This is a genomic window from Ancylobacter dichloromethanicus (assembly GCF_018390645.1).
GTDB lineage: Bacteria > Pseudomonadota > Alphaproteobacteria > Rhizobiales > Xanthobacteraceae > Ancylobacter > Ancylobacter dichloromethanicus.
Genome location: NZ_JAHBGC010000038.1, coordinates 82,732 through 106,627, shown reverse-complemented (window position 1 = coordinate 106,627; position 23,896 = coordinate 82,732). Strand labels below are relative to the sequence as shown.

The window sequence follows — 23,896 nt, the reverse complement described above, 5'->3', positions numbered from 1 at the left end:
TCGCGCGGGGGCGTACCCGGCGCGAGGGTTGATATCGATGTGTCGCGAAGGCGCCCTGGGGCCGCCGCTCCCCGGCCGATCAGGCCTTGAGGAAGCCCGCGAACTTCTTCTGGAACTTGGACACGCGGCCGGCGCGGTCGAGCAGCTGCCCGGAGCCGCCGGTCCAGGCCGGGTGCGAGGTCGAATCGATATCGAGCTGGAGGACGTCGCCCTCCTTGCCCCAAGTCGTCCGGGTCGTGTACTCGGTGCCGTCCGTCATCACCACCTTGACGAAGTGGTAGTCGGGATGGATGTCGCTCTTCATGGGTAGCATCCTCAGCCGCCGCAGGCCGGCCCCTCGCGGGAACCACGCGGCGATCTACAAAACGATCCTGCCGGAAATCCGAGCGGCTCTATAACCGAGACATGCCTGTGACACAAGCCGCCTCCACACCTTCCGCCACCGCATCCACCGCCGCTTCCGCGACGCCGCCCCCGGCGCGTGCGCCGGAGAAGCCCGCCGCGCGGCGCCCGCGGCTGCGCCCGCTGATGGCGCTCTGGCCGCATCTGCAGCGCTATCGCGGCCGGGCGCTGGCCGCCGTGGCGGCGCTGGTGGTGGCCGCCATCGCCACGCTGGTGGTGCCGATCGCGGTGCGGCGCATGATCGATTTCGGCTTTGACGAAAGCCATGCCGGCTTCATCGACCGCTATTTCGCGGTGATGATCGGCGTGGTGGCGGTGCTCTCGCTGGCGTCGGCGGCGCGCTACTACCTGGTCATGACGCTGGGCGAGCGCATCGTGGCGGATCTGCGCGCGCAGGTCTTCACCCACCTGCTCACCCTCGACGGCGCCTTCTATGACGGTGCCAAGTCGGGCGAGCTGATCTCGCGCCTCACCGCCGACACCACCCAGATCAAGTCGGCGGTCGGCGCCTCCGCCTCCATCGCGCTGCGCAACATCGTGCTGTTCTTCGGCGCGACGGTGATGATGGTGGTCACCAGCCCCTGGCTGGCCGCCACCCTGCTGGTCGCCATCCCGGTCATCGTCGCGGTGCTGCTCGGCGCCGGGCGCGGCGTGCGCAAGCGCTCGCGCGGCGCGCAGGACACGCTGGCCGAAGCCTCCGCCTATGCCGCCGAGGCCATCGGCTCGGTGCGCAGCCTGCAGGCCAACACCGCCGAGGCCGCCGCCTCCCGCCTGTTCGGCGGCGAGGTGGAGCACGCTTTCGAGGCGGCGCGCAATGCCGTGCGGGCGCGCTCCTGGCTCACCGGCGTCGGCATCTTCCTGGTCTTCGCCAGCGTGGTCGGCATTCTCTGGGCCGGCGCCAACGCCGTGCTCGCCGGCTCGATGACCGCCGGCACGCTCGGCCAGTTCGTGCTCTACGCGGTGCTGGCGGCGAGCGGGCTCGGCCAGCTCGGCGAGGTGTGGGGCGAGATTTCGCAGGCCGCCGGCGCCACCGAGCGTATCGCCGAACTGCTCGACGAGAAGCCGAAAGTGGCGCCTCCCGCCCGGCCCGTGGCCCTGCCCGAGCCGGCGCGCGGCGCCGTCGCCTTCGACGAGGTCTTCTTCGCCTATCCCGCCCGGCCGGACCTGCCGGCGCTGGCCGGGGTCAGCTTTTCGGTGAAGCCGGGCGAGCGGGTCGCCGTGGTCGGCCCCTCGGGGGCCGGCAAGAGCACGCTGTTCCAATTGCTGCTGCGCTTCTACGATCCGGTCGCCGGCCGGGTGACGGTGGACGGCGTCGACATCGCCGAGGCCGATCCCGAGGCGGTGCGCGCGCGCATCGCGCTGGTGCCGCAGGACGTCGCCATCTTCGCCACCTCGATCCGCGAGAACATCCGCCTCGGCCGGCCCGACGCCACCGACGCCGAGGTGGAGGAGGCCGGCCGGCTGGCCCGCGCCGACGAGTTCGTGGCCCGTCTTCCCGAAGGCTGGGAGACGCCGGTGGGCGAGCGCGGGGTGACGCTTTCCGGCGGCCAGCGCCAGCGCCTCGCCATCGCCCGCGCCATCCTGCGGCGGGCGCCGATCCTGCTGCTGGACGAGGCCACCTCGGCGCTGGACGCGGAGAGCGAGACGCTGGTGCAGCAGGCGCTCGATCTCTCGATGCAAGGCCGCACGACGCTGGTCATCGCCCATCGCCTGGCGACGGTGCTCTCCGCCGACCGCATCCTGGTGATGGAGGGCGGGCGCATCGTCGAGGAGGGCACCCATGCCAGCCTGGTCGGACGGGGCGGCCTCTATGCCCGGCTCGCGGCGCTGCAGTTCGGCGAGGCGGGCGCCGGCAAGTAGGGGCCGGATGGCCTGAAGGTCAGGCCTTCGCCCGCGGGGGTCCGCCCCTGCGTTCCATGCGGAGCGTCGGGCGGCCGGAGGTCGGGTTGACGCCGTGGCCCACCACCGCGAAGCCGGCCTTCTCGTAGAAACGCACGGCACGCTCGTTCTGCTCGTTGACGTCGAGCACGAGATGACGCGGCGAGCGGGCGACGGCGGCGGCGACCAGCCGGCTCGCCACCCCCGCCCCCCAATGGTCGGGATGCACGACCAACTGGTCGACATAGCCGGTGCGCGGGTGCACGCAGACGAAGCCGAGCAGTTCCCCCGGCGCGCCGTCCTGCCCTTCCGCCAGCGCGAGATCGATAGCGGCGCCCTCCTCGATCAGCGAACCGATGCGGTGGCACAGCCAGCCGCGGCGCGCCTCGAAATCGATCTCCGGCAGCGCCTCCTGCCAGGCTTCAACCCACAGGTCGGTCATGTCCGGCATGCGGCTCCAGTCGAAACCGGTCAGCACGGTGGCGCGCGGCTCGCTCATCGCCGTCGGCTCATCGCTCGGTGAGCTTGAGCTCGATGCGGCGGTTGCGGGCGCGGGCCTCGTCGTCGCTGCCGGGGTCGATCGGCTGGTATTCGCCGAAGCCGGCGGCGACGAGATGCTGGGGCGACACGCCCTTCTGCGCCAGATACTGCACCACCGCGATCGCGCGCGCGGCCGAAAGCTCCCAGTTGGAGGGGTAGAGCGGGGTCGAGATCGGCCGGTCGTCGGTGTGGCCGTCAACCCGCAGCACCCAGGGCAGGTCGGCCGGTATCTCCTTCTCCAGCGCGATCAGCGCGCTCGCCAGTTTGTCCAGCGCCGGCAGCGCGTCGGGCCGCAATTGTGCCGCCGCGAGGTCGAAGAAGATTTCCGACTGGAACACGAAGCGGTCGCCCACCACCCGCACATCCGGCCGGTCGCCGAGAATGGCGCGCAGCCGGCCGAAGAACTCGGAGCGGTAGCGCGTCAGTTCCTGCACCCGCTGGGCGAGGGCGACATTCAGCCGCCGGCCGAGATCGGCGAGGCGGGACTGGCTTTCCTTGTCCTTCTGTTCGGAAATATCCAGCGCCTGCTCCAGCGCCGCGATCTGCCGCCGCAGGGCGGCGATCTGCTGGTTGAGGATGGCGATCTGTGCCGCCGCCTGGGCGGTGGCGTCCTTCTCCTGCCCCAGTTCGCGGGCGAGTTCGGCGCTGCGGCTCTGGGCCGAGGCGATTTCCTCGGGACTGGCGATGGCGGTCGCCGCCTCGCGCAGCGCGTCGCGCTCCTGCTCCAGCCGCAGCAGGCTGGCGCGCAGCGCGCCCATCTGGCTGTCGGCCTCGGCGTCGTTCGCCCGCTCCAGCGCCAACAGGTCGGTCAGTTCGCGGATCTGCGCCTGAAGACGCGCCATGGCGTCGTCCTTGGTGCCGATCTCCTGGGTAAGGACGAACTGCGCCAGCACGAACACCGACAGAAGGAAGACGAACACCAGCAGCAGCGTCGACAGCGCGTCGACGAAGCCGGGCCAGTAGTCGATGTGGCGCTCGCCACGGCGGGAACGTCCCAGTGCCATCAGGCGCTCTCGCGATCCGACTTGGTTTCGGCGATGCGCTCCAGCAGGCGCTTGATGTCGCGCTGCTGCTCGGCCTGGGCCTCGACCCAGTCGCGCACCATCTGCTGCTCGCTGCGCATGTGCTGCACCAGCCCCTGCAGACTCTCCGCCAGATGCGCCATGGCGGTGGTGACGCGCTGCGAGCCGGCCTCGGTCATGGTGCGCTCAAGCCGCGCGATGGCGGCCGACAGGTCGCTGAAATCCGGCGCCGGGGCCGGCGGTGGCGGCAGCGGCAGCGGGCCGACCGGCGCCACATGGGACGGCGCCGTATGGGAGGGCACCGGAACCGGCCCGCGGGCGCGCGCCGCTTCGGTGCCCAGGTCCTCGACCGTGGTCGAGAGCCAGTCTTCGAGGTCGATGTAGAAGCGGTTCTGCGCCTGCCCGGCCTGAAGATCGAGAAAGCCCAGCACCAGCGAACCGGCGAGACCGAACAGCGAGGACGAGAAGGCGATGCCCATGCCGCCGAGCGGGGCGGCGAGGCCGGTCTTCAGCGTGTCCAGCACGGAGGCCGATTCCGGCCCCACCTCAAGCGAGCCGATCACCCCGGCGATCGAGCTTACGGTCTCCAGAAGGCCCCAGAAGGTGCCGAGCAGGCCGAGGAAGACCAGCAGGCCGGTCAGGTAGCGCAGCAGGTCGCGGGCCTCGTCGAGGCGGGTGCCGATGGATTCGAGGATCCCGCGCATCGTCGCCTGCGAGATCGACATGCGCCCGATCCGGTCGCCAAGCAGCGCCGCCATCGGCGCCAGCAGCACCGGCGCCTGCCGCACCTCCAGCCCCGGATCGGCGATGCGGAAGCTGTTCACCCATTCGACTTCCGGCAGCAGCCGGACCACCTGGCGGAAGGCGAAGATGATGCCGATCAGCAGAACGCCGAAGATGACGCCGTTAAGGCCGGGATTGTTGAGAAAGGCCCGCCAGATCGGCTCGTGCAGAATAGAGGCGAGCGCCACGCAGAGCAGGATAAAGACGAACATCCGCACCAGAAAGATGCGGGGCGATGACAATTTATGAAATGAATCCGTAGCGCTCATACCCTCGGCCGTCCCTTGGAAGGACGGCGATGGCTCGAAAAACCGCCCTTCGGGCCGGACTATGCCACAGACGCACGGAAAAGGAACGCAGCAGCACCGCCGTGGCCGCGCGTTATCTCTCTACCGCTGCTGCTATTTTTGCTATGCCTTGTCGACCAGCGTCAGCAGGTCGCGCCGCACCGTCTCATTGCCGACGATGATGTCGCCCTTGGCCAGCATCTTGTCGCCGCCTTCGAGGTCCGACACATAGCCGCCGGCCTCGCGCACCAGCACGATTCCGGCCGCCATGTCCCACGGGCTCAGCCCGCGCTCCCAGAAGGCGTCGAAGCGTCCGGCCGCCACCCAGGCGAGGTCGAGCGCGGCCGTTCCGGTGCGGCGCAGGCCGGCCACCTTGGGGGCGACGGCGGCATATTCGCGGCCGAACTGCGCGAAGTCGCCGCGCCCCATATGCGGCAGTCCGCAGCAGACGACGCTGTCGGCGAGATTGCGCCGCGCCGCGACCCGGATGCGACGGTCGTTCATGAACGCCCCGGCGCCCTTTTCGGCCATGAAGAGTTCGTCGGTGACGGGATTGTAGATCACGCCCGCCACCGGCACGCCGTCGCGCGCCAGCGCCAGCGAGACGCAGAACAGCGGGATGCCGTGCAGGAAGTTGGTGGTGCCGTCGAGCGGGTCGATGATCCAGCGGTGGCTCTCATCGGCCCCGTCGACCTCGCCGGCCTCCTCCATGATGAAGCCGTAGTTCGGCCGCGCCTTGGTGAGTTCGTCCTGGAGGATACGCTCGGCCTTGCGGTCGGCATTGGAGACGAAATTGGCCGGCCCCTTGAGGGAAACCTGCAGGTTCTCGACCTCCCCGAAATCGCGGATCAGGGAGCGGCCGGCCTTGCGGACGGCCTGGACCATGACGGTCATCAGGGCGGTACGGATCATAGCGAATTCCAGATGAGGCGCGATGCGGGGCGATAGGACGGTCTGCTCCTGTGCGCCGGGCGGCAGGCCGCGTCAAGCCCGCCACCCCCGCCCGCGCCGCGCCATGAAGCGGCAAGGAGAGGCGAGGATTCAAGCCGGCGCAAGGGTTTCAGCCCATGCCGACACCGCTGGAGGGGCTGGTGCCGAGTTCGCGGGTCAGCCGCTCCAGGCGCTCGGCGGCGGCGCTGACGCCGCGCGCCACGCGCGCTTCGGTCTCGTCCAGCCGGCGGGTCGCGGCGCTGCGGGCGGCACGCTCGGCGGTGGCCTCCTGCTCCAGCGCCTGGATGCGCCGGCGCGCCTCGCTCAACTCGTCGGCGATGGTGATGGCGGCCATGATGCTCAGACGCTGGTCGCCGATCTCGCCGAAGGCGACGCGGAGCTGGTCGATGCGCGCATCGACTTCCTCGCCGAGGCCGCTGAGGTGGTCCTCCTGGCCGTCGTCGCAGGCCATGCGGTAGGCGCGCCCGCCAATACTGATGGTCACATAGGCCATTGCCGCCCCCTCAGCGTTCGTGCGCGGCGAGCACCGCGCGGATGGTTTCCATGGCGCTGCCGAGCCGGCGGGCGACCTCCTCATTGGCGGTGTCGAGCCGCTCGGCCCGCGCCTGCGCACCATCAAGGGCATCGGCGAGGCGCGAGCGGTCGGCCCCGAGCACATGAAGCTGCTGGGCGAGGGCGGCCTCCTGCCGCTCCACTTCCAGCCGGCGCTCGATCGCGCCTTCGAGCGCATCGACCGCGCTGTCGAAGCGCCGCAGCGCGGCTTCCAGGACGCTCGTCGGTTCGCCCGCCTCAGGCGCGTTCATGACATCTCCGCTCTTTTGCCCCGAAAGGCGGGAAGAAGGTGGGCAACGCGCTCTCTCACGCATCGCCCCGCGATTCATCTCCGGACGATTCCGGCGATATTGAGCCCGCGGGCCGGAACAGCGTCAACTGCGCGCCCCTGCCGGATGGCGCCGCCGGGCGCGTCGTGAACTTCGGTGGCCGCGCGCGGCGGGCAATTGGGGCGCAGGCGTGTCTTTGACAGCGCGCCCGGGGGTGCTATCACTCGCCGGCCTCGCCCGCATGCCGAACTGGCCGGCCCGAGTTGGCCAGTCTTGGAGCAACACCGCTCGGCCGCGGCCCCGATACGTCGCCGCATTTGACACACCAACCCATCTGTCTCGGAGACATCCGTCCTCATGTCGAACCGCGAGAAGCATGATCGCATGGCCAATGCCATCCGGGCACTGGCCATGGACGCCGTCGAAGCCGCCAATTCCGGCCATCCCGGCATGCCGATGGGAATGGCGGATGTCGCCACCGTCCTGTTCGGCAAGGTGCTGAAATTCGATCCGACCGACCCGCGCTGGCCGGACCGCGACCGCTTCATCCTCTCCGCCGGCCACGGCTCGATGCTGCTCTATGCCCTGCTCTACCTCACGGGCTATGAGGGCATGTCGATCGACGACATCAAGCATTTCCGCCAGCTCGGCTCGCGCACGCCCGGCCATCCGGAATATGGCCACACGGTCGGCGTCGAGACCACCACCGGGCCGCTCGGCCAGGGCCTCGCCAACTCGGTCGGCTTCGCGCTGGGCGAGCGCATGCTCGCCGCCCAGTTCGGCACCGATCTGGTCGACCACCACACCTATGTCATCTGCGGCGACGGCTGCCTGATGGAAGGCATCTCGGAGGAGGCGATCGAGATCGCCGGCCGGCAGAAGCTGAACAAGCTCACCGTGTTGTGGGACGACAACCACATCACCATCGACGGCTCCACCGCGCTGTCGGTGGCGACCGACCAGCTTGCCCGCTTCGAGGCCTCGGGCTGGCACGCCACCCGCATCGACGGCCATGATCCGGACGCCATCCTGGCCGCGCTGGAAGCGGCCAAGACCAGCGACAGGCCGACGCTGATCGCCTGCCACACCACCATCGGCTATGGCGCGCCCAACAAGGGCGGCACCAATGCCGTGCACGGCGCCCCGCTCGGCGCCGCCGAGATCGCCGCCGCCCGCGCCTTCCTCAACTGGGAATACGAGCCCTTCGTCATCCCCAGCGACATTCTCGACGCGTGGCGCCTCGCCGGCCTGCGCTCGCGCCAGGCGCACAAGAACTGGACCCAGCGGCTGAACGAAGCCGATGTCGCGCTGCGCGGCGAGTTCGAGCGCCGCGTGCGCGGCGACCTGCCCTCCAAGCTCGGCGAGACCATCGCCGGCGTGATCGCCAAGGCCCGCGCCGATGGCGGGGCGGTGGCCACCCGCAAATCGTCCGAGATCGTGCTGGAAGCGGTCACCGCGGCGCTGCCGGAGATGGTGGGCGGCTCGGCCGACCTCACCCACTCCAACAACACCAAGACCAAGGCGACCTCGGTCTATGTCGAGCCGCCGAAATATGACGGCCGCTACGTCAACTGGGGCATTCGCGAGCACGGCATGGCGGCGGCGATGAACGGCATCGCCCTGCATGGCGGCTTCATCCCCTATGGCGGCACCTTCCTGGTGTTCTCCGACTATTGCCGCCCCTCGATCCGCCTCGCGGCGCTGATGGGCGCGCGCGTCGTCTATGTCTTCACGCATGATTCGATCGGCGTCGGCGAGGACGGCCCCACCCACCAGCCGGTGGAACAGGTCGCCGCGCTGCGCGCCATCCCGAACCTCCTGGTGTTCCGCCCCTGCGACACGGTGGAGACGGCGGAAGCGTGGAAGATCGCGCTGGAGCACAAGACCGGCCCCAGCGTGATGGCGCTCACCCGCCAGAACCTGCCGCTGCTGCGCACCGACGACAGCGAGCGCTGCCTCACCGCGCGCGGCGCCTATGAACTGGCGGGCGCGTCCGACGAGGCGCAGGTGACGCTGTTTGCCTCCGGCTCGGAAGTGTCGCTGGTGATGAAGGCGCGCGAGCAGCTGGAAGCGCAGGGCGTGCCGACCCGCGTCGTCTCCGTGCCCTGCTTCGAGCTGTTCCTGAACCAGCCCGAGGAAAGCCGCCGCCAGGTGGTGGGCAAGGCGCCGGTGAAGATCGCCGTCGAGGCGCTGATCCGCCAGGGCTGGGACGAGATCGTCGGCTCCGACGCCGCCTTTGTCGGCATGACCGGCTTCGGCGCCTCCGGCCCGGCGCCCGAGGTGTTCGCCCATTTCGGCATCACCGTCGAGGCCGTGGTCGCCACCGCGCTCAGCCGCCTCAAGCGCTGAGCCCGTTCGGCGACAAGCCATGCGGCTGGCGCATACATCATGCGCCAGCCCTGCGCCCAGCTAGCAGCGTCAAAAGAGCGACTGGTGTCCTAGCGTCCGCCGCGCTATGAGGCCCACGCGCGGATCGTGATGAGACAGCTTACCTGGGGATTAAACGCATGACGCTCAAGGTTGCCATCAACGGCTTTGGACGCATCGGTCGCAACGTGCTGCGGGCCATCATCGAGTCCGGCCGTACCGATATCGAGGTCGTCGCCATCAATGACCTCGGCCCGGTCGAGACCAACGCGCACCTGTTCCGCTTCGACAGCGTCCATGGCCGCTTCAACGGCACGGTGACGGTCGACGGCGACACGATCGACGTCGGTCGCGGCCCGATCAAGGTGACGGCGGTGCGCAACCCTGCCGAACTGCCGCACACGGCGCTCGGCGTCGACGTGGCGCTCGAATGCACCGGCATCTTCACCGCCCGCGACAAGGCCGCCGCCCATCTCGCCGCCGGCGCCAAACGCGTGCTGGTCTCCGCCCCGGCGGACGGCGCCGACCTCACGGTGGTGTTCGGCGTCAATCATGACAAGCTGACCAAGGACCACCTCGTCGTCTCCAACGCCTCCTGCACCACCAATTGCCTCGCGCCGGTGGTCAAGGTGCTGAACGACGCCGTCGGCATCGACCACGGCTTCATGACGACGATCCACTCCTACACCGGCGACCAGCCGACGCTGGACACCATGCACAAGGACCTCTACCGCGCCCGCGCCGCGGCGCTGTCGATGATCCCGACCACCACCGGCGCCGCCAAGGCCGTCGGCCTGGTCCTGCCCGAGCTGGCCGGCCGGCTCGACGGCACCTCGATCCGGGTGCCGACGCCCAATGTCTCGGTGGTCGACTTCAAGTTCGTCGCCAGGAAGAAGGTGACGAAGGACGAGATCAACGAGGCGATCAAGGCCGCCGCCGCCAGCGGCCCGCTCAAGGGCATTCTCGGCGTCACCGACCAGCCGAACGTGTCCACCGACTTCAACCACGACCCCCATTCCTCGATCTTCCATCTCGACCAGACCAAGGTGCTGGAAGGCAATTTCGTCCGGGTACTGTCCTGGTACGACAATGAATGGGGTTTCTCGAACCGCATGTCCGACACGGCGGTCGCCCTCGGAAAGCTGATCTGAACATTCGGCCGGCCGGGCCTTCCGCCAAGGAGGTCCGGCCGTTTCGCATTCAGGATCAACAATCCAAGGGGAGAACACCATGAGCGAGGCTTCCGCCTTTCGCACCCTCGACGACGCCGAGATCGCCAATAAGCGCGTGCTCGTGCGTGTCGATCTGAACGTGCCGGTCGACAATGGCCGCGTCACCGACGACACCCGCATCCAGGCCGTGCTGCCGACCATCCGCGAAATTTCCGACAAGGGCGGCAAGGTGATCCTGCTCGCCCATTTCGGCCGTCCCAAGGGCGAGGACCCGGCTCTGTCGCTGGCGCCCATCGCCGGCGAAGTGGCGAGCCGGCTCGGCAGGCCGGTCGCCTTCGCCCCCGCCACCACCGGCCCGGTGGCCGAGGCGGCGGTGGCCAGGCTCCAGCCCGGCGAGGTGCTGCTGCTGGAGAACACCCGCTTCGACAAGCGCGAAGAGAAGAACGACCCCGACTTCGTGGCGGCGCTGGCGCGCCTCGGCGACCTCTATGTCAACGACGCCTTCGCCACCGCCCACCGCGCCCATGCCTCGACCGAGGGCCTCGCCCACAAGCTGCCCGCCTTTGCCGGGCGCTGCATGCAGGAAGAGATCGAGGCGCTGGCCAGGGCGCTGGAGAAACCCCAGCGCCCGGTGCTCGCCGTGGTCGGCGGCGCCAAGGTCTCCTCCAAACTCGACCTGCTCGGCAACCTCGTCGCCAAGGTCGACATTCTGGTGATCGGCGGCGGCATGGCCAACACCTTCCTCGCCGCCCAGGGCAAGAATGTCGGCAAGTCGCTGTGCGAGCACGAACTGGCCGGCACCGCGCTGGAAATCCTCGACAAGGCCAGGGCCGCCAGTTGCGAGATCGTGCTCCCGGTGGACGCCCTCGCCGCCACCGAGTTCAAGGCCAATGCGGCGCACCGTGTCGCCTCGGTGGATGACATCCGGCCGGACGAGATGATGCTCGACGCCGGCCCGGCCTCGGTCGAGAACGTCGTCGCCCGGCTCGAGGACGCGAAGACCATCGTCTGGAACGGCCCCTTCGGTGCCTTCGAACTGCCGCCCTTCGACACCGCGACGGTGGCGGTCGCGCGAGCGGCGGCGGAACGCACGGACGCCGGCGGACTTCTGTCGGTGGCGGGCGGCGGCGACACGGTGGCCGCGCTCAACCATGCCGGGGTCGCCGGGCGCTTCACCTATGTGTCGACGGCCGGCGGCGCCTTCCTCGAATGGCTGGAGGGCAAGGCCCTGCCGGGCGTCGAGGCGCTGAGACGTTGAACGGCGCCCGGGCGACCAGCGGTCCTGTCATTCAGGTTCGCGCCGCCCGGTGCTAGTATCCGATCGGTCCGGCCCCGCGCTCGATCCGGCTGCGGTGCCGGCCGGTCAGTTTCGCGCGGGAGAGAGAGAATGACGGCAAGCCTCGAAGAGGTCGCGTACAAGCTAGCGGCGGGCGGCAAGGGCCTGCTGGCGGCGGATGAGAGCGCCAGCACCATCAAGAAGCGCTTCGACGCCATCGGCGTCGAATCCACGTTCGAGAACCGGCGCGATTATCGCGAGATGCTGTTCCGCTCCGAAGCGATGACGCAGTACATTTCCGGCGTCATCCTGTTCGACGAGACCATCCGCCAGAATGCCAAGGACGGCACGCCGCTGGTCAAGCTGATCGAGGCGGCGGGCTCGATCCCGGGCATCAAGGTCGACCTTGGCGCCCGGCCGCAGCCGGGCTGCCCGGGCGAGACCATCACCGAGGGCCTCGACGGCCTCGGCCAGCGCTTCAAGGAATATTACGATCTCGGCGCCCGCTTCGCCAAGTGGCGGGCGGTGATCGACATCGGCCAGCACATTCCCAGCTACACCTCGATCCTCGCCAACGCGCAGGCGCTGGCGCGCTACGCCGCGTTGGCGCAGGCAGCCGGCATCGTGCCGATCGTCGAGCCGGAAGTGCTGATGGACGGCGACCACGACATCGACCGCTGCTACGACGTGACCGAATGGGTGCTGAAGGAAGTGTTCCAGCAGCTGTTCTACGCCCACATCAAGCTCGAAGCCATGGTGCTGAAGCCGAACATGGTCATTGCCGGGCGGAAGTCGCAGAAGCAGGCGTCGGTCGCGGAAGTGGCGGAGAAGACCGCGCGCTGCCTCAAGAACTGCGTGCCGTCGGCCGTTCCCAGCGTGGCCTTCCTCTCCGGCGGCCAGTCGGACGAGGAGGCCACCGCCCATCTCGACGCCATGATCCGCGCCGGCGGGCTGCCATGGAACCTCACCTTCTCCTATGGCCGCGCCCTCCAGGCGGCACCGCAGAAGGCGTGGTCCGGCAAGGAGGAGAACGTCGCCGCCGGGCAGGCCGCCTTCACCCATCGCGCCAGGATGAATTATCTGGCGGCGCTGGGGCAGTGGACGCCGGAGATCGAGCAGAAGAAAGCCGCCTGAAAAGACTGACTTCTAGGATTAACGGGGACGCCGCCGCAGGGCGGCGTCTTTGTTTTGTCGGCTTCTATTCGACAGATCGAAATATCGCCCCATCTTGACCTTGCGCAAGGTGCGAACGCCTCGAGCCTCTAGCCTTGCACCACAGCATGGGAGAGACGCGCGTGCGACACGATCTCAAGACAAGCTTTCCACCCAACAGTTTCGGAGCGCAGGGCCTCGCCGCCTCCGCGCGGGCGGGCGAACCTTTGCCGAGCCCGGTCAAGCTCGACCTCCGCCATGTCGGCTTCCGCTTCGGCTCCAAGCCGGCATTGCACGACATCTCGTTTCCGATCCACGCCAACCGGGTGACGGCACTGATCGGACCGTCCGGCTGCGGCAAGTCCACCCTGCTGCGGGTTCTCAACCGTATGGCGGACCTCTATGAGGACCAGCATGCGGAGGGCCAGGTGCTGCTCGACGGGCAGGATATCCTCGCCCCGGACGTCGACGTGCTGACGCTTCGCCGGCGCGTCGGCATGGTGACGCAGAAGCCCTCGCCGTTTCCGATGTCGATCTATGACAATGTGGCCATCGGCCTGCGGCTCAACGAGGAACTCACCGGCGCGCAACTCGACGCGCGGGTGGAGGACGCGCTGCGCCGGGCCGCACTGTGGGAGGAGGTCAGCGGCATTCTCGACCATTCCGCCCTCAGCCTCTCCGGCGGCCAGCAGCAGCGCCTGTGCCTCGCCCGTACCATGGCGGTGGGGCCGGAGGTCATCCTGCTGGACGAGCCGTGCTCGGCGCTCGACCCGATCTCCACCGCCAGGATCGAGGAGACGATGGAGGCGCTCCGGAGCGTGAGCACCCTTGTCATCGTCACCCATAATCTGCAGCAGGCGGCGCGCATCGCCGACTACACCGCATTCCTGTATCTCGGCGAACTGGTCGAGTTCGGCCCGACGGCGCAGATGTTCACCCGGCCACGCGAGGAGCGTACCCTGAGCTACGTCTCGGGCCGGATGGGCTGATCCCGCCTGGAGCAACGTGGCAAAAATCCCCGGCACGCGGCCGGGGATGAGGTGTCGCGATCGGTATCGAGCCGGCGCGGCTCAGCGGCGCCCGCCGCCAAAGCCGCCGTGGAAACCGCCGCCGAAGCCGCCGCCGCCGCCGAAACCGCCGTGGAAGCCGCCGCCGCCATAACCACCGAAATGGTCGCCGCCGCCAAAGCCGTCATAGCCGCCGGCGCGGGCGAAGCTGTCGGCGCGCTGGTCGCCATAGCCCTGGAACTGGCGCTGCTGGTCGAGCCGGCCGATCTGGTCGGCATCGGTGTCGCCCTTCCAGCCGTCGATGGACTGGTGCTGCCAGCCATTATTGCCGTCATACTGGTGAATCGAGCCGTCATGGTCGGTGTAGACGTGACCATTGTTCCAGGCCACGGCATTGCCGGTCTTGGCATTGCCCGCCACGCCGCGGCTGTCGACGCTGACATGGCCGTCATTGTCCACCACGCCGGTCTGCGAGGCATGGCCGATGCCGGTCGTCGGGTTATAGCCGGCCGATTCGCGGCCCGCCACGGCGTTGCCGGTATAGGCATTGCCGGCCACGCCGGCGCGCGCCTCGCCATGGGCGCCGGTATAGGGGTTGAAGAACGCGGCCGAGCGCCCGGCGGCGTAATTGCCGGTCCACGGGTTGAAGGCGGCGCCGGAGCGGCCGGCGAAGTCGGTGCCCCAGCCGGTCACGCCATGCACCGAGTTGCCGGCCCAGGCGGTGCCCCAGGGGCCGACGCCCCAGGCGTGGTCCCAGGTCGCCGCGCCGCCCCAGGCGCCATAGATGTTGGTGCGGGCGATGTCGACGCCGGCCCAGGGGCCGTACCACGGACCCGGACGCCAGTAGGGGCCCCACCAGGGATACATCGCACCCCAGCCGAAGGCGGCGTCGTAGCCGAAGGCGAAACCGGTGGTCCAGGCGAAGGCCGCGTCATAGCCATAGGTCGCCGGGCAGCCATACCAGTAGGCGCCGATATAGCCGACGCAATTGTAGCCGGTGCCGTAGACCACCGTACCGCCAGGCTCGATCACCACGCCCATATAGCCGGGTGTGTAGCCGACGGTCACCACGTCCGCGGTCGAGGCATAGACCCGCACATAGGTGACGTAATGGAGCGGCGAGGATACCGGGATGGTGTAGATCGCGTCCGGCACCACGTCGGTGACCAGCCACGGGCCGGTCGGCGTCGCCGAGACGAACCAGGCACCCTGGAACAGCGCGTAGTAGCGCGCCGGATCGAGCTGGATCACCGGGGTGCGGGTGTTCACCGCATAGGACAGGATGGTGCCCTTGATCGCCTCGAACTTGGGCGCGCCGCCGTCATATTTGATCGTCAGCTGGGTGTCGCGCTTGATCGAGGCGGTCTGCGGCACGGTGGCGGCGATCGCCGCCTCCTTGGCCTGCGGCGTGCCGGGCACCGAGACCAGCGCGTTGGACGCAGGATCGGTCGGCGCGATCTTGGCGAAGCCGGCCGGCAGGCTGGTGCCGGGAACGAAGCTCCATGGCCCCTTGAAGCCGGCGGCGCGGAACCAGCGGCCGGAGATCAGCACATAGTACTGGTTGCTGTCGGGATCGAGCAGAATCGCGTGGTCGGCGTTGCTCACGCGCAGCAGCGAGGTGCCGCCCACCGGCGTCATCTGCGGCGCGCCGGCGGTGATGACCAGTTCGGTCGGGGTGGTGGAGACGATGATCGCCGGCGGGCTGGCCGGCTTCTGGCCGTTGGCCGGCAGCATGGTCTGCGCCGGCTCCTCATAGGTCGCGGTGCTGCCTGCTGCCTCCAGCGTGGGGTCGGGCTGCGCGGTGACGGTCCACGGCCCCTCGACCGCGGGCGCCTGATACCAGGTTCCCGAGGCCTGCAGGTGATAGAGCCCGGCGCTGTCGACCAGCATCAGCGGCTGGGTGTTGACGATGCGCTGGAAGCCCTGCACCCCGTCGATCGGGCGCGGCACCGGCTTGCCGGCGACCAGCACCAGCAGGGTCGGCGTGTCGGCGAAGACGATGCGCGGCGGCGTGTTCTCCACCGGCTGGGTCATTTCCTTGTCGAGCTGCTTGGTGGCCGCGTAGCTGGTCATCAGATGGTCGAGGGCGACGGTCATGCCCTGCGGCGAGATGCGCGACTGCAGCGCGCTCAGCAGTACCGCGTCCTGCGACGTATCGGTCGGCACCTCGACCGAGGTGATGTGGATATTGCTGAGCTGCGCCAGCCTCGAGGGCTTGTCGACCACGACCCGTGCGGTGAAGCGGGCGAGGCCGTAGGTCGGGCCGGTCGCGGAGGGCGTCGCGGTGCCGGACGCACCCGTATCCGGCTTCGGCCCGATGGCGACCGCGGCGCGGCCGGAGAGCTGGTCGCCGTTCCATTCCTCGATGAGTGGCTGATAGACCTGCATCAGCTTGTCGCCGAGATCGAAGCTGCGCGGCCAGGCCAGCGCGGGCGGAAGGGCGGAAGGCGCGGCGGCCACGCCGGCCTGCGTCGCCGGGGCCGCCGGCTGCTGCGCGAGGGCCGGCGTGATGCTGACGGCGATGGCGGCCGCGAAGACGGCCAGAGACTGAGGATGAAGGCGCATGTTTCCCCCATACGGGCGGCGACGGCCGGCGACAGGCCGGGCATCTCGGTCCCGCGAAGCAATAGCACCGCCGGTTCGCGGCGATAAGACACCGTCCGGGCACGAAGCGGACGGGCGGGCAGAACGCCCTTAAAATGTTACCGCATTATGGCAACGCTCCGCATTCTCGCCGCCGCCCGCGCGCCCCACTGGCGCGCCTCACTGGACCACCGTAGGCCGCTCGCGCTAGAGAAAGCGCCGCGTGCCGTGCTTTCGCCGCCATCCTCGCCGATGGCTTCCCTATGGCTCGTCACAAGACTGTTCCCTGATGGCTCGTTCCTCCACCCGACCCAATTCCGAACCGGCACGCCCGGTGCCCCGCCTCTATGTTCTCGTGCCGGCCGCCGCCGGGGAGAGCGCCGTCGCGGCGCAGGCCGAGGCGCTGAGGCAGGCCGCGCGCGAGACCGATATCGCCGCCGTCCTGATGCGGACCCGGCAGGACAGCGCCTCGGCAACGCTGCAGCCGCTGCTTGACGCCTGCCACGCCGTCGGCGCCGCCGGCCTGGTGGAGGGCAACGCCGCGCTGGCTGCCGCGATGGGTGCCGACGGCGCGCATCTGGAAGGCGCCACGGCGCTGAAGGCCGCGGCGGCGACGCTGCACCCGCATGGCATTGCCGGTGCCGGCGGCCTGCGCAGCAAGCACGACGCCATGACGGCGGCCGAAGGCGGCGCCGATTATGTGATGTTCGGCGAGCCCGATGCGGAGGGACGCCGCCCGCCCTTCGAAGCGACGCTGGAGCGCACGCAATGGTGGGCGCAACTGTTCGAGCCGCCCTGCGTCGGCTATGCGCGCACGCTGGAGGAGGTCGAGGCGCTGGTCGAGGCCGGCGCCGATTTCATCGCCGTCGACAGCCTGATCTTCGAGCATCCGCATGAGGGTGCGCGGGCGCTGGCCGCGCGGCTGGCGGCCACCGGAGACGCCTCCTGATGCGCCCGCCGCGCGCCCCCGGTCGAGGCGCGTCCCTGCGGCTGGGCGCGGGCCTGCTCGCCGCCGGTCTCGCCGTCGCGGGCCTGGCGACGGCGGCGGCCGCTCAGGGAAAGGCGGCCTCCTCCCCCGCGCCCAGGACAACCGCGAAGCCCGCCTCGTCGAACACCGCGCCGGGGCAGGACCCCGATCCGGCCTACACCGCCTTTCAGCGCGGCAGGTTCCGGACGGCGCTCGACCTTGCCGTTTCGCGCGCCAACGGCGAAGGCGACGTGGCGTCCATGGTGCTGGCGGCGGAACTGCTCTCCCAGGGCTATGGCGTGCGCCAGGACCCGGCGGCGGCCCAGAAATGGTACGAGGCGGCGGCGGCGAGGGGCAATGCCGATGCGCTTTTCACCCTCGGCGCGATCCTGATGGCGTCGCCCTCGGCGGTGAACAAGGACCAGGCGGTCGACTTCTTCCGTCGCGCCGGCGAAAACGGCAGCGCCCGCGCCGCCTACAATCTCGGCCTCGTCTATCTCCAGGGCGAGGTGGCGCCGAAGGAGCCGGCGATCGCCGCGGAATGGTTCAAGCGCGCCGCCGAAACCGACCAGCCCGACGCGCTCTATGCGTTGGCGACGCTCTATCGCGACGGCAATGGCGTGCCGCGCGACCCGATCGAATCGGCCCGCCTGCTGCAACGCGCCAGCGAAGTCGGCAACGACGTCGCCACCACCGAACTCGCCATCGCGGTGTTCAACGGCATCGGCATGCCCAAGGATGAGGAGCGCGCCGCCGCGCTGTTCCGCAAGGCCGCGCTGCAGGGCAACGTCATCGCGCAGAACCGCTATGCGCGCATCCTCTCCGCCGGGCGCGGCGTTCCCAAGGACGTGATCGCCGCCGCCGGGTGGCACCTCGCCGCCAAGGCGCAGAAGCTCGACGACCCCATGCTGGACAAGCTGGTCGCCGGGCTCACGCCCGACCAGCGGGCGCAGGCGGAAAAGCTCATCAGGCCATGGGCGCCCCCCGCCGCCTATTAGCCGGGCGCCGGCGGTCCAAATAACGACCCAATTGCCGGCATGGTGCTTCGTCTCTCGGGCCGGACCAGGACGGCGCAACGCCCGAACCGCGCGCCGCGCCCATCGCGCCGGCGCAACGTGCCGTGCTCATCCTGCCTTGCTCATGCCGCCGGGCGTCGTTACTCATCGGGGCGCGTCGCCGTTGGGAGCCGGTGGCGCGGCGTACAAGGCTGCATTCTGGGGAATTCTCTTGGTCATCGCTGGTCCAGTCCCGTCGCGGGAAACGCCGCGCTCTCCCTCCCGCCGACCGGCTCTGGTCCGGGCGCTCGCGGTGGTGGCGACGCTGCTGGTCGCGATGCTGGCGCTGGGCGTGCCGGGCGCCCGTGCGCTGGAAGCGGTGGCGATCCGGCTCGACGCCCCCGTGATCGACCTCGCCCCGGCGATCGAGCGCCGCACCAGCGACACCGACCGCATCCAGGTTTCCACCGTGCCGGGCGCCGACGGCATCGTCCGCCGCATCGAGGTGCGCTCGGTGGCCCCCGGGCCGAATGGCAGCAAATGGGCGATTCTGGCCCTCGCCAACAACACCGACGAACAGGTCGACCGGCTGATCGTCGCGCCGCATTACCGCATGGTCGGCTCCGGCGTGTTCTGGCCGGACCTCGGCAATCGCCGCATCCTCAATATCACCACCAGCCAGGGCTTCCGCCCCGAACTGCAGAACGCGCCCGACGCCGACGTGTTCTTCCTCACGCTCGACCCCGGCACCACCGTGACGCTGGTGGCCGAACTCGGCGATGGCGGCCTGCCCCAGCTCTATCTGTGGGAGCCGGAAGCCTACAAGGACAAGGTCAACAGCTTCACCCTCTACAACGGCATCGTCATCGGCATTGCCGGCCTGCTGGCACTGTTCCTCACCATCCTGTTCGTGGTGAAGGGCAGCGCGATGTTCCCGGCGGCGGCGGCGCTGGCCTGGGCGGTGCTGGGCTATATCGGCCTCGATTTCGGCTTCTGGTCGAAGGTGTTCGGCATCTCGCCGCTGGCGCAGCAGTTCTGGCGGGCGGCGGGCGAGGCAATCCTCGCCGCGACGCTGGTGGTGTTCCTGTTCGCCTATCTCAACCTCAACCGCTGGCATGTGCGCTACGCCCATGTCACGGCCGGCTGGCTGGTGTTCCTCGCCGCCATTGTCGGCCTCGCCCTGCTCGATCCTTCCGCCGCCGCCGGCATCGCCCGTCCCTCGCTGCTCGTGGTCTCGTTCATGGGCTTCGGCATCGTGGTCTGGCTGGCGCTGCACCGCTATGACCGGGCGGTGCTCATCATCCCGACGCTGTTCCTGCTGATGGTGTGGGTCATCACCGCCGGCATGGCGGTCTCTGGCCGCATCGGCAACGACCTCGTCGCCCCGGCGCTGCTCGGCGGGCTGGTGCTGATCGTCATGCTGATCGGCTTCACCGTCATGCAGCACGCCTTCGCCGGCATCGGCTCGGTCGCCGGCAGCGCGCAGGAGCTGGAGCGCCGGGCGCTGGCGGTGGCCGGCTCGGGCGACATCGTCTGGGACTGGGACGTCGACACCGACCGCATCCATGTCAGCCCCGAGGCCGAGCACATGCTGGGCCTCAAGCAGGGCACGCTGGAGACCGAGGCCGCCGGCTGGCTCGACATCATCCATCCCGGCGACCGCGACCGCTTCCGCGCCACGCTGGACGGGCTGCTCGACCAGCGGCGCGGGCGCATCGACCAGGATTTCCGGCTGCGCGCCCATGACGGCCATTATCTCTGGTTCAACCTGCGCGCCCGGCCGGTGGTCGGTACCGATGGCGAGGTGGTGCGCTGCATCGGCACGCTCTCCGACGTCACCGACAGCCGCACCGCCGAGGAGCGCATGCTGCACGACGCGGTGCACGACAACCTCACCGGCCTGCCCAACCGCGAACTGTTCCTCGACCGCGTCGCCGCCGCCAGCGGCCTCGCCCGCACCGACGACCATATCCGCCCGACCGTTCTGCTGATCGACCTCGACCGCTTCAAGCAGGTGAACGCCACCCTCGGCATGCCGGCGGGCGATTCGATCCTGCTCACCGTTGCCCGGCGCCTGATGCGCCTCGTCAAGCAGCAGGACACGCTGGCCCGCCTGGGCAGCGACCATTTCGCGCTGATCCTGCTTTCCGAGCGCGACCCCGAGCGCATCACCGCCTTCGCCGACACGCTGCGCCGGACGCTGCGCGCGCCTATTACCTTCGGCGAACGCGAGATCTTCATCACCGCCTCGATCGGCCTGCTGCTCGCCGACGGCCAGAAGCGCACCCCGCTGGAGACGCTGAAGGACGCCGAGCTGGCGATGTACTTCGCCAAGCGCGTCGGCGGCGACCGCATCGAGGTGTTCCGGCCCAACATGCGGGCGCAGAAACTCGACCGGCTCACCATGGAGCAGGACCTGCGCCAGGCGCTGGAGCGCGGCGAGATCGGCGTGCTCTACCAGCCGGTGGTCGACCTCGCGACCCGCCAGATCGCCGGCTTCGAATCGGCGATGCGCTGGCAGCATCCCACCCTCGGCACGCTGGGGCCGGACGATTTCCTCAGCCTCGCCGAGGAATCCGGCCTGATCGTCGATCTCGGCCTGTTCATGCTCGACACCGCGGCCCGTCAGCTCGGCGTGTGGCAGCGCACCCTGCGCGGCGAGCCGATCTTCATCTCGGTCAACATCTCCTCGCGGCAGATGCTGCGCCACGACCTGTTGCAGGACCTGAAGGCGGTGCTGGCCCGCAACGTCGTCACCCCCGGCACGCTGAAGCTGGAACTTTCCGAATCGCTGGCGATGGAGAACCCGGAATATGCCGCGCAGATCCTCCTGCGCATGCGCGAACTCGAGGCCGGCCTGACGCTGGACGATTTCGGCACCGGCTATTCCGCCCTCGCCTATCTCCAGCGCTTTCCGTTCGACAGCATCAAGGTCGACCGCACCTTCATGAAGGCGCTGGGACGCAGCGGCGACAAGGCGCAGCGCCCCATCATCCTGCGCACCATCATCAACATGGCGAACGATCTCGGCATGGACATCATCGCCGAGGGCATCGAGACCGAGCAGGTCGCCGCCGCGCTCGGCAAGCTCGGCTGCCGCTACGGCCAGGGCCGTCTCTTCGGCGAGGCGATGACCGCGGACGAAGCGCGCAAGCGGCTGGTGCCCGAGCAGCCGCCCGCCTCGCTGCTGGAACGCGGCCGCCAGCTCTCGCGCGGCGCCAAGGCGGCCGTGAGTTCCGCCGCCGCCCGGCCCGCCGGCGCCGGCCAGGCCGCACCGTCGCCGCCGGGGACCCCGGCGCCCGCCACCGCCACCCCCGCACGCCCGGCGGCCACGCGCCCGGCGCCGACATCGAGCTGAAACCCCGACAAGGGTGAGATGTGCAACGCGGCGCCCAGCCGCGGCTCATGCGAGGGCAAGCGGGCGCTCAGGCGTGCCCGGCCTCGGTCGAGAGCATGCCCGGATCAATGCCGATCTTGCGCAGGGCGAGATCGTATTTCTGGCTCGCCTCGGCCTCGAACACCAGCGCCGGATCGGCCGGGCAATGCAGCCAGCCATTCTGCTGGATCTCGTTTTCCAGCTGCCCCGGCGCCCAGCCGGCATAGCCGAGCGCCAGCATCGCGCTGGCCGGCCCGCTGCCGGTGGCCATCGCCTTCAAAATGTCGAGCGTGGCGGTGAGGCAGATGCCGTCGTCGATCGGCAGGGTCGAATCCTGGATGAAGAAATCGGCGGTGTGCAGCACGAAGCCGCGCCCGGTCTCCACCGGCCCGCCGCGCAGCACCTTCACCCCGCCGGCGGAATGCGGCAGACGGATGCGCTCATCGTCCGGGATGACGTCGAGCTGCACCAGAAGATCGGGAAAATTCACGTGATTGGCCGGCTGGTTGACCACGATGCCCATGGCGCCCTCGGAGGAGTGCGCGCACAGATAGATCACGGCACGGGCGAAACGTTCGTCGCGCATGCCCGGCATGGCGACCAGCATCTGTCCATCGAGGAAGGTCCCGTCCATGGTGCCGCCGAAACCTTGGGAGCGCTCTCGTCCGATCCACATGAGGGAAAGCGTAAACCCCGCCGGGGCATTTTCAAGCCCGTACCGGTGCGGGCCTGCTGCCGGGACGGCAGGCTCACACGAAAGTGCGACCCGCGCCGCTTCCCCATCCCGGCCTGAAGGGCTATCGCCAAGGCCATGCTTGCTCGTCTGCGCCCCCTCCTTCTGTGCTCGCTCGCCCTCGCGCCGTTCGCCGGCTCCGCCCTTCCCGGCATCGCCCTGGCCGGCGAGATGTCCGCCTGGTCGGCGCCGCAAGGCACCGCCGCGAGGCTGGTGGCTGGCGGTTCGGAAGACGGGACCCTGCTTGGCGGAGTCGAGATCCGGCTCGCGCCCGGCCTCAAGACCTATTGGCGCTATCCCGGCGACAGCGGCGTGCCGCCGCATTTCGACTGGAGCGGCTCGCACAATGTCGAGGCCGTCGAGGTGCTGTGGCCGGCGCCTGTGCGCTTCGACGATGGCGGGTCGTTCTCGATCGGTTACAAGCACGATGTCGTGCTGCCGCTGCGCATCACGCCGAAGGACCGCGCCAGGCCGGTCGAACTGAAGCTCAACCTCGATTTCGCCGTCTGCGGCAAGATCTGCCAGCCGGCCAATGCCGCGCTCGGCCTCGCCGTGCCGGCGGGCGGCGCCGGCGCCCCCTCCCCCGCCCTGCTGCAGGCGCTGGCCACCGTGCCGCGTCCCGTCGCGCTCGGCGTCGCCGGCGCCCCCGGCATCGCCACCGCGGAGCTGCGCCACGACGCGGGCGGCGCGGCGATCCGCATCGAGACCCATGTCGGCGATGCGGACAAGGCCGACCTGTTCGTCGAGGGACCCGGCGAGGACTGGGCGCTGCCGCTTCCGGCGCGCGAGACCGGGGCGGACGGACGGGCCATCTTCGTGCTGCCGGTGGACGGCGTTCCCAAGGGCGCGGATGTCGCCACCGCACGGCTTCGCTTCACCCTTGTCGACGGCGATCGGGCGATCGAGGTGAATGCCCCCCTTTCCACCCGCTGAAACTGCTTCCCGCCACGCGGGAAGCGGCTATGGTACCGCCGGCCGGGCCCGCCGGCCGCGGCGGGTGTCCTTTGGCACGGCCCTTCGGCGGGTGCCGTTCGTTTCTCCACCCGCCGTATGAAAGGAAACACCGATGACGATCAAGGTCGGCGACCAGCTTCCCAGCGTCACCTTCCGCGTGGCCACCGAGGACGGCCCGGTGCCGAAATCCACCGACGAGATCTTCAAGAACAAGAAGGTCGTGCTGTTCGCGGTGCCGGGCGCCTTCACCCCCACCTGCCACAAGAACCACCTGCCGAGCTTCATCGCCCGCGCCGAGGAAATCCTCGCCAGGGGCGTCAGCACCATCGCGGTGACGGCGGTCAACGATCCCTTCGTGATGGCCGCGTGGGAAAAGGCCTCCAACGCCGGCGGTAAGATCGTCTTCCTGTCGGACGGCAATGGCGAGTTCGCAAAGGCGGTCGGCCTTGATTTCGACGCCGCCGCCGCCGGCCTCGGCGTGCGCTCCAAGCGCTATTCCATGCTGGTCGACGATGGCGAGGTGCTGATCCTCAATGTCGAGGACGTGCCGAGCAAGGCCGACAAGACCAACGCCGACGTGCTGCTCACCCAGTTCTGAGCGGGCCACCTTTCATCCCGGCCGATGGCGCC

At 69.5% G+C, this 23,896-nt stretch carries 20 protein-coding genes; 11 read left to right on the top strand and 9 right to left on the bottom strand.

Annotation, left to right across the window (positions count from 1 at the left end; genetic code table 11):
- Window positions 1-79: 79 nt before the first annotated feature.
- Window positions 80-304, bottom strand: coding sequence for a 50S ribosomal protein L31 (rpmE, locus tag KHC23_RS16790; RefSeq protein ID WP_091441615.1), 225 nt, complete (start codon window positions 302-304; stop codon window positions 80-82).
- Window positions 305-405: 101 nt separating this feature from the next.
- Between rpmE and KHC23_RS16785 the strand changes: the two genes are divergently transcribed.
- Window positions 406-2,262 (top strand): ABC transporter transmembrane domain-containing protein, encoded by a 1,857-nt coding sequence (locus KHC23_RS16785; RefSeq protein WP_213373907.1) that lies wholly within the window; start codon window positions 406-408, stop codon window positions 2,260-2,262.
- Between the two features lie 19 nt (window positions 2,263-2,281).
- On the opposite strand, the gene KHC23_RS16780 is transcribed toward KHC23_RS16785, so the two are convergent.
- The 6 genes from KHC23_RS16780 to KHC23_RS16755 form a co-directional block, all read right to left on the bottom strand.
- Complete coding sequence (locus KHC23_RS16780) at window positions 2,282-2,779, bottom strand: GNAT family N-acetyltransferase (RefSeq protein WP_213373905.1); 498 nt, start codon at window positions 2,777-2,779, stop codon at window positions 2,282-2,284.
- A 10-nt stretch (window positions 2,780-2,789) separates the two neighbouring features.
- Window positions 2,790-3,824 carry a peptidoglycan -binding protein gene (locus tag KHC23_RS16775; protein WP_213373903.1) on the bottom strand — a complete coding sequence of 345 codons (1,035 nt, stop codon included), beginning with the start codon at window positions 3,822-3,824 and terminating at the stop codon, window positions 2,790-2,792.
- A complete protein-coding gene (locus KHC23_RS16770; RefSeq protein ID WP_213373901.1) occupies window positions 3,824-4,894 on the bottom strand; it encodes a flagellar motor protein MotA in 1,071 nt (356 codons plus the stop codon). The genes KHC23_RS16775 and KHC23_RS16770 overlap by 1 nt, the downstream gene beginning before the upstream one ends.
- A 141-nt stretch (window positions 4,895-5,035) precedes the next feature.
- The gene (locus tag KHC23_RS16765) at window positions 5,036-5,824 is read right to left on the bottom strand and encodes an inositol monophosphatase family protein (protein ID WP_213373899.1); all 789 of its coding nucleotides are present in this window, start codon (window positions 5,822-5,824) and stop codon (window positions 5,036-5,038) included.
- A 148-nt stretch (window positions 5,825-5,972) separates the two neighbouring features.
- Window positions 5,973-6,356, bottom strand: coding sequence for a cell division protein ZapA (locus KHC23_RS16760; protein WP_213373897.1), 384 nt, complete (start codon window positions 6,354-6,356; stop codon window positions 5,973-5,975).
- A 10-nt stretch (window positions 6,357-6,366) separates the two neighbouring features.
- Window positions 6,367-6,666: a DUF4164 domain-containing protein gene (locus KHC23_RS16755; RefSeq protein WP_213373895.1), complete on the bottom strand. Its 300-nt coding sequence runs from the start codon at window positions 6,664-6,666 to the stop codon at window positions 6,367-6,369.
- A gap of 375 nt (window positions 6,667-7,041) precedes the next feature.
- Here KHC23_RS16755 and tkt point away from each other — a divergent pair, with 375 nt between their 5' ends.
- From tkt to pstB, 5 genes are all read left to right on the top strand, one after another.
- Window positions 7,042-9,033: a transketolase gene (tkt, locus tag KHC23_RS16750; RefSeq protein ID WP_213373893.1), complete on the top strand. Its 1,992-nt coding sequence runs from the start codon at window positions 7,042-7,044 to the stop codon at window positions 9,031-9,033.
- A gap of 158 nt (window positions 9,034-9,191) precedes the next feature.
- Entirely contained in the window at window positions 9,192-10,202 is a 1,011-nt protein-coding gene (gap, locus tag KHC23_RS16745; protein ID WP_213373892.1) for a type I glyceraldehyde-3-phosphate dehydrogenase, read from the top strand.
- Between the two features lie 79 nt (window positions 10,203-10,281).
- The gene (locus KHC23_RS16740) at window positions 10,282-11,481 is read left to right on the top strand and encodes a phosphoglycerate kinase (protein WP_213373891.1); all 1,200 of its coding nucleotides are present in this window, start codon (window positions 10,282-10,284) and stop codon (window positions 11,479-11,481) included.
- Window positions 11,482-11,610: 129 nt separating this feature from the next.
- Entirely contained in the window at window positions 11,611-12,633 is a 1,023-nt protein-coding gene (locus KHC23_RS16735; protein WP_213373890.1) for a class I fructose-bisphosphate aldolase, read from the top strand.
- A gap of 245 nt (window positions 12,634-12,878) precedes the next feature.
- Window positions 12,879-13,640: a phosphate ABC transporter ATP-binding protein PstB gene (gene pstB, locus KHC23_RS16730; RefSeq protein ID WP_213374478.1), complete on the top strand. Its 762-nt coding sequence runs from the start codon at window positions 12,879-12,881 to the stop codon at window positions 13,638-13,640.
- An 81-nt stretch (window positions 13,641-13,721) separates the two neighbouring features.
- Here the strand turns inward: pstB and KHC23_RS16725 are convergent, their stop codons facing one another.
- Window positions 13,722-16,223 (bottom strand): carbohydrate-binding family V/XII, encoded by a 2,502-nt coding sequence (locus KHC23_RS16725; protein ID WP_213373889.1) that lies wholly within the window; start codon window positions 16,221-16,223, stop codon window positions 13,722-13,724.
- A 307-nt stretch (window positions 16,224-16,530) separates the two neighbouring features.
- Here KHC23_RS16725 and KHC23_RS16720 point away from each other — a divergent pair, with 307 nt between their 5' ends.
- The 3 genes from KHC23_RS16720 (at window position 16,531) to KHC23_RS16710 (ending at window position 21,561) form a co-directional block, all read left to right on the top strand.
- Complete coding sequence (locus KHC23_RS16720; RefSeq protein ID WP_213373888.1) at window positions 16,531-17,190, top strand: thiamine phosphate synthase; 660 nt, start codon at window positions 16,531-16,533, stop codon at window positions 17,188-17,190.
- Window positions 17,190-18,206, top strand: a complete 1,017-nt coding sequence (locus tag KHC23_RS16715; RefSeq protein ID WP_213373886.1) for a tetratricopeptide repeat protein — start codon at window positions 17,190-17,192, stop codon at window positions 18,204-18,206. Before KHC23_RS16720 ends, KHC23_RS16715 begins: the two co-directional genes overlap by 1 nt.
- Window positions 18,207-18,540: 334 nt before the next feature.
- Window positions 18,541-21,561 carry an EAL domain-containing protein gene (locus KHC23_RS16710; protein ID WP_246544731.1) on the top strand — a complete coding sequence of 1,007 codons (3,021 nt, stop codon included), beginning with the start codon at window positions 18,541-18,543 and terminating at the stop codon, window positions 21,559-21,561.
- A 67-nt stretch (window positions 21,562-21,628) separates the two neighbouring features.
- Here the strand turns inward: KHC23_RS16710 and KHC23_RS16705 are convergent, their stop codons facing one another.
- On the bottom strand, window positions 21,629-22,255 hold the full coding sequence (locus tag KHC23_RS16705; protein ID WP_213373884.1) for a YqgE/AlgH family protein: 627 nt from the start codon (window positions 22,253-22,255) through the stop codon (window positions 21,629-21,631).
- A 135-nt stretch (window positions 22,256-22,390) separates the two neighbouring features.
- On the opposite strand from KHC23_RS16705, the gene KHC23_RS16700 reads away from it, so the two are divergent.
- Together KHC23_RS16700 and KHC23_RS16695 are read left to right on the top strand one after the other, a co-directional pair.
- Window positions 22,391-23,245: a protein-disulfide reductase DsbD domain-containing protein gene (locus KHC23_RS16700; protein WP_213373882.1), complete on the top strand. Its 855-nt coding sequence runs from the start codon at window positions 22,391-22,393 to the stop codon at window positions 23,243-23,245.
- A gap of 133 nt (window positions 23,246-23,378) precedes the next feature.
- Window positions 23,379-23,864, top strand: coding sequence for a peroxiredoxin (locus KHC23_RS16695; RefSeq protein ID WP_213373880.1), 486 nt, complete (start codon window positions 23,379-23,381; stop codon window positions 23,862-23,864).
- Window positions 23,865-23,896: the final 32 nt, after the last annotated feature.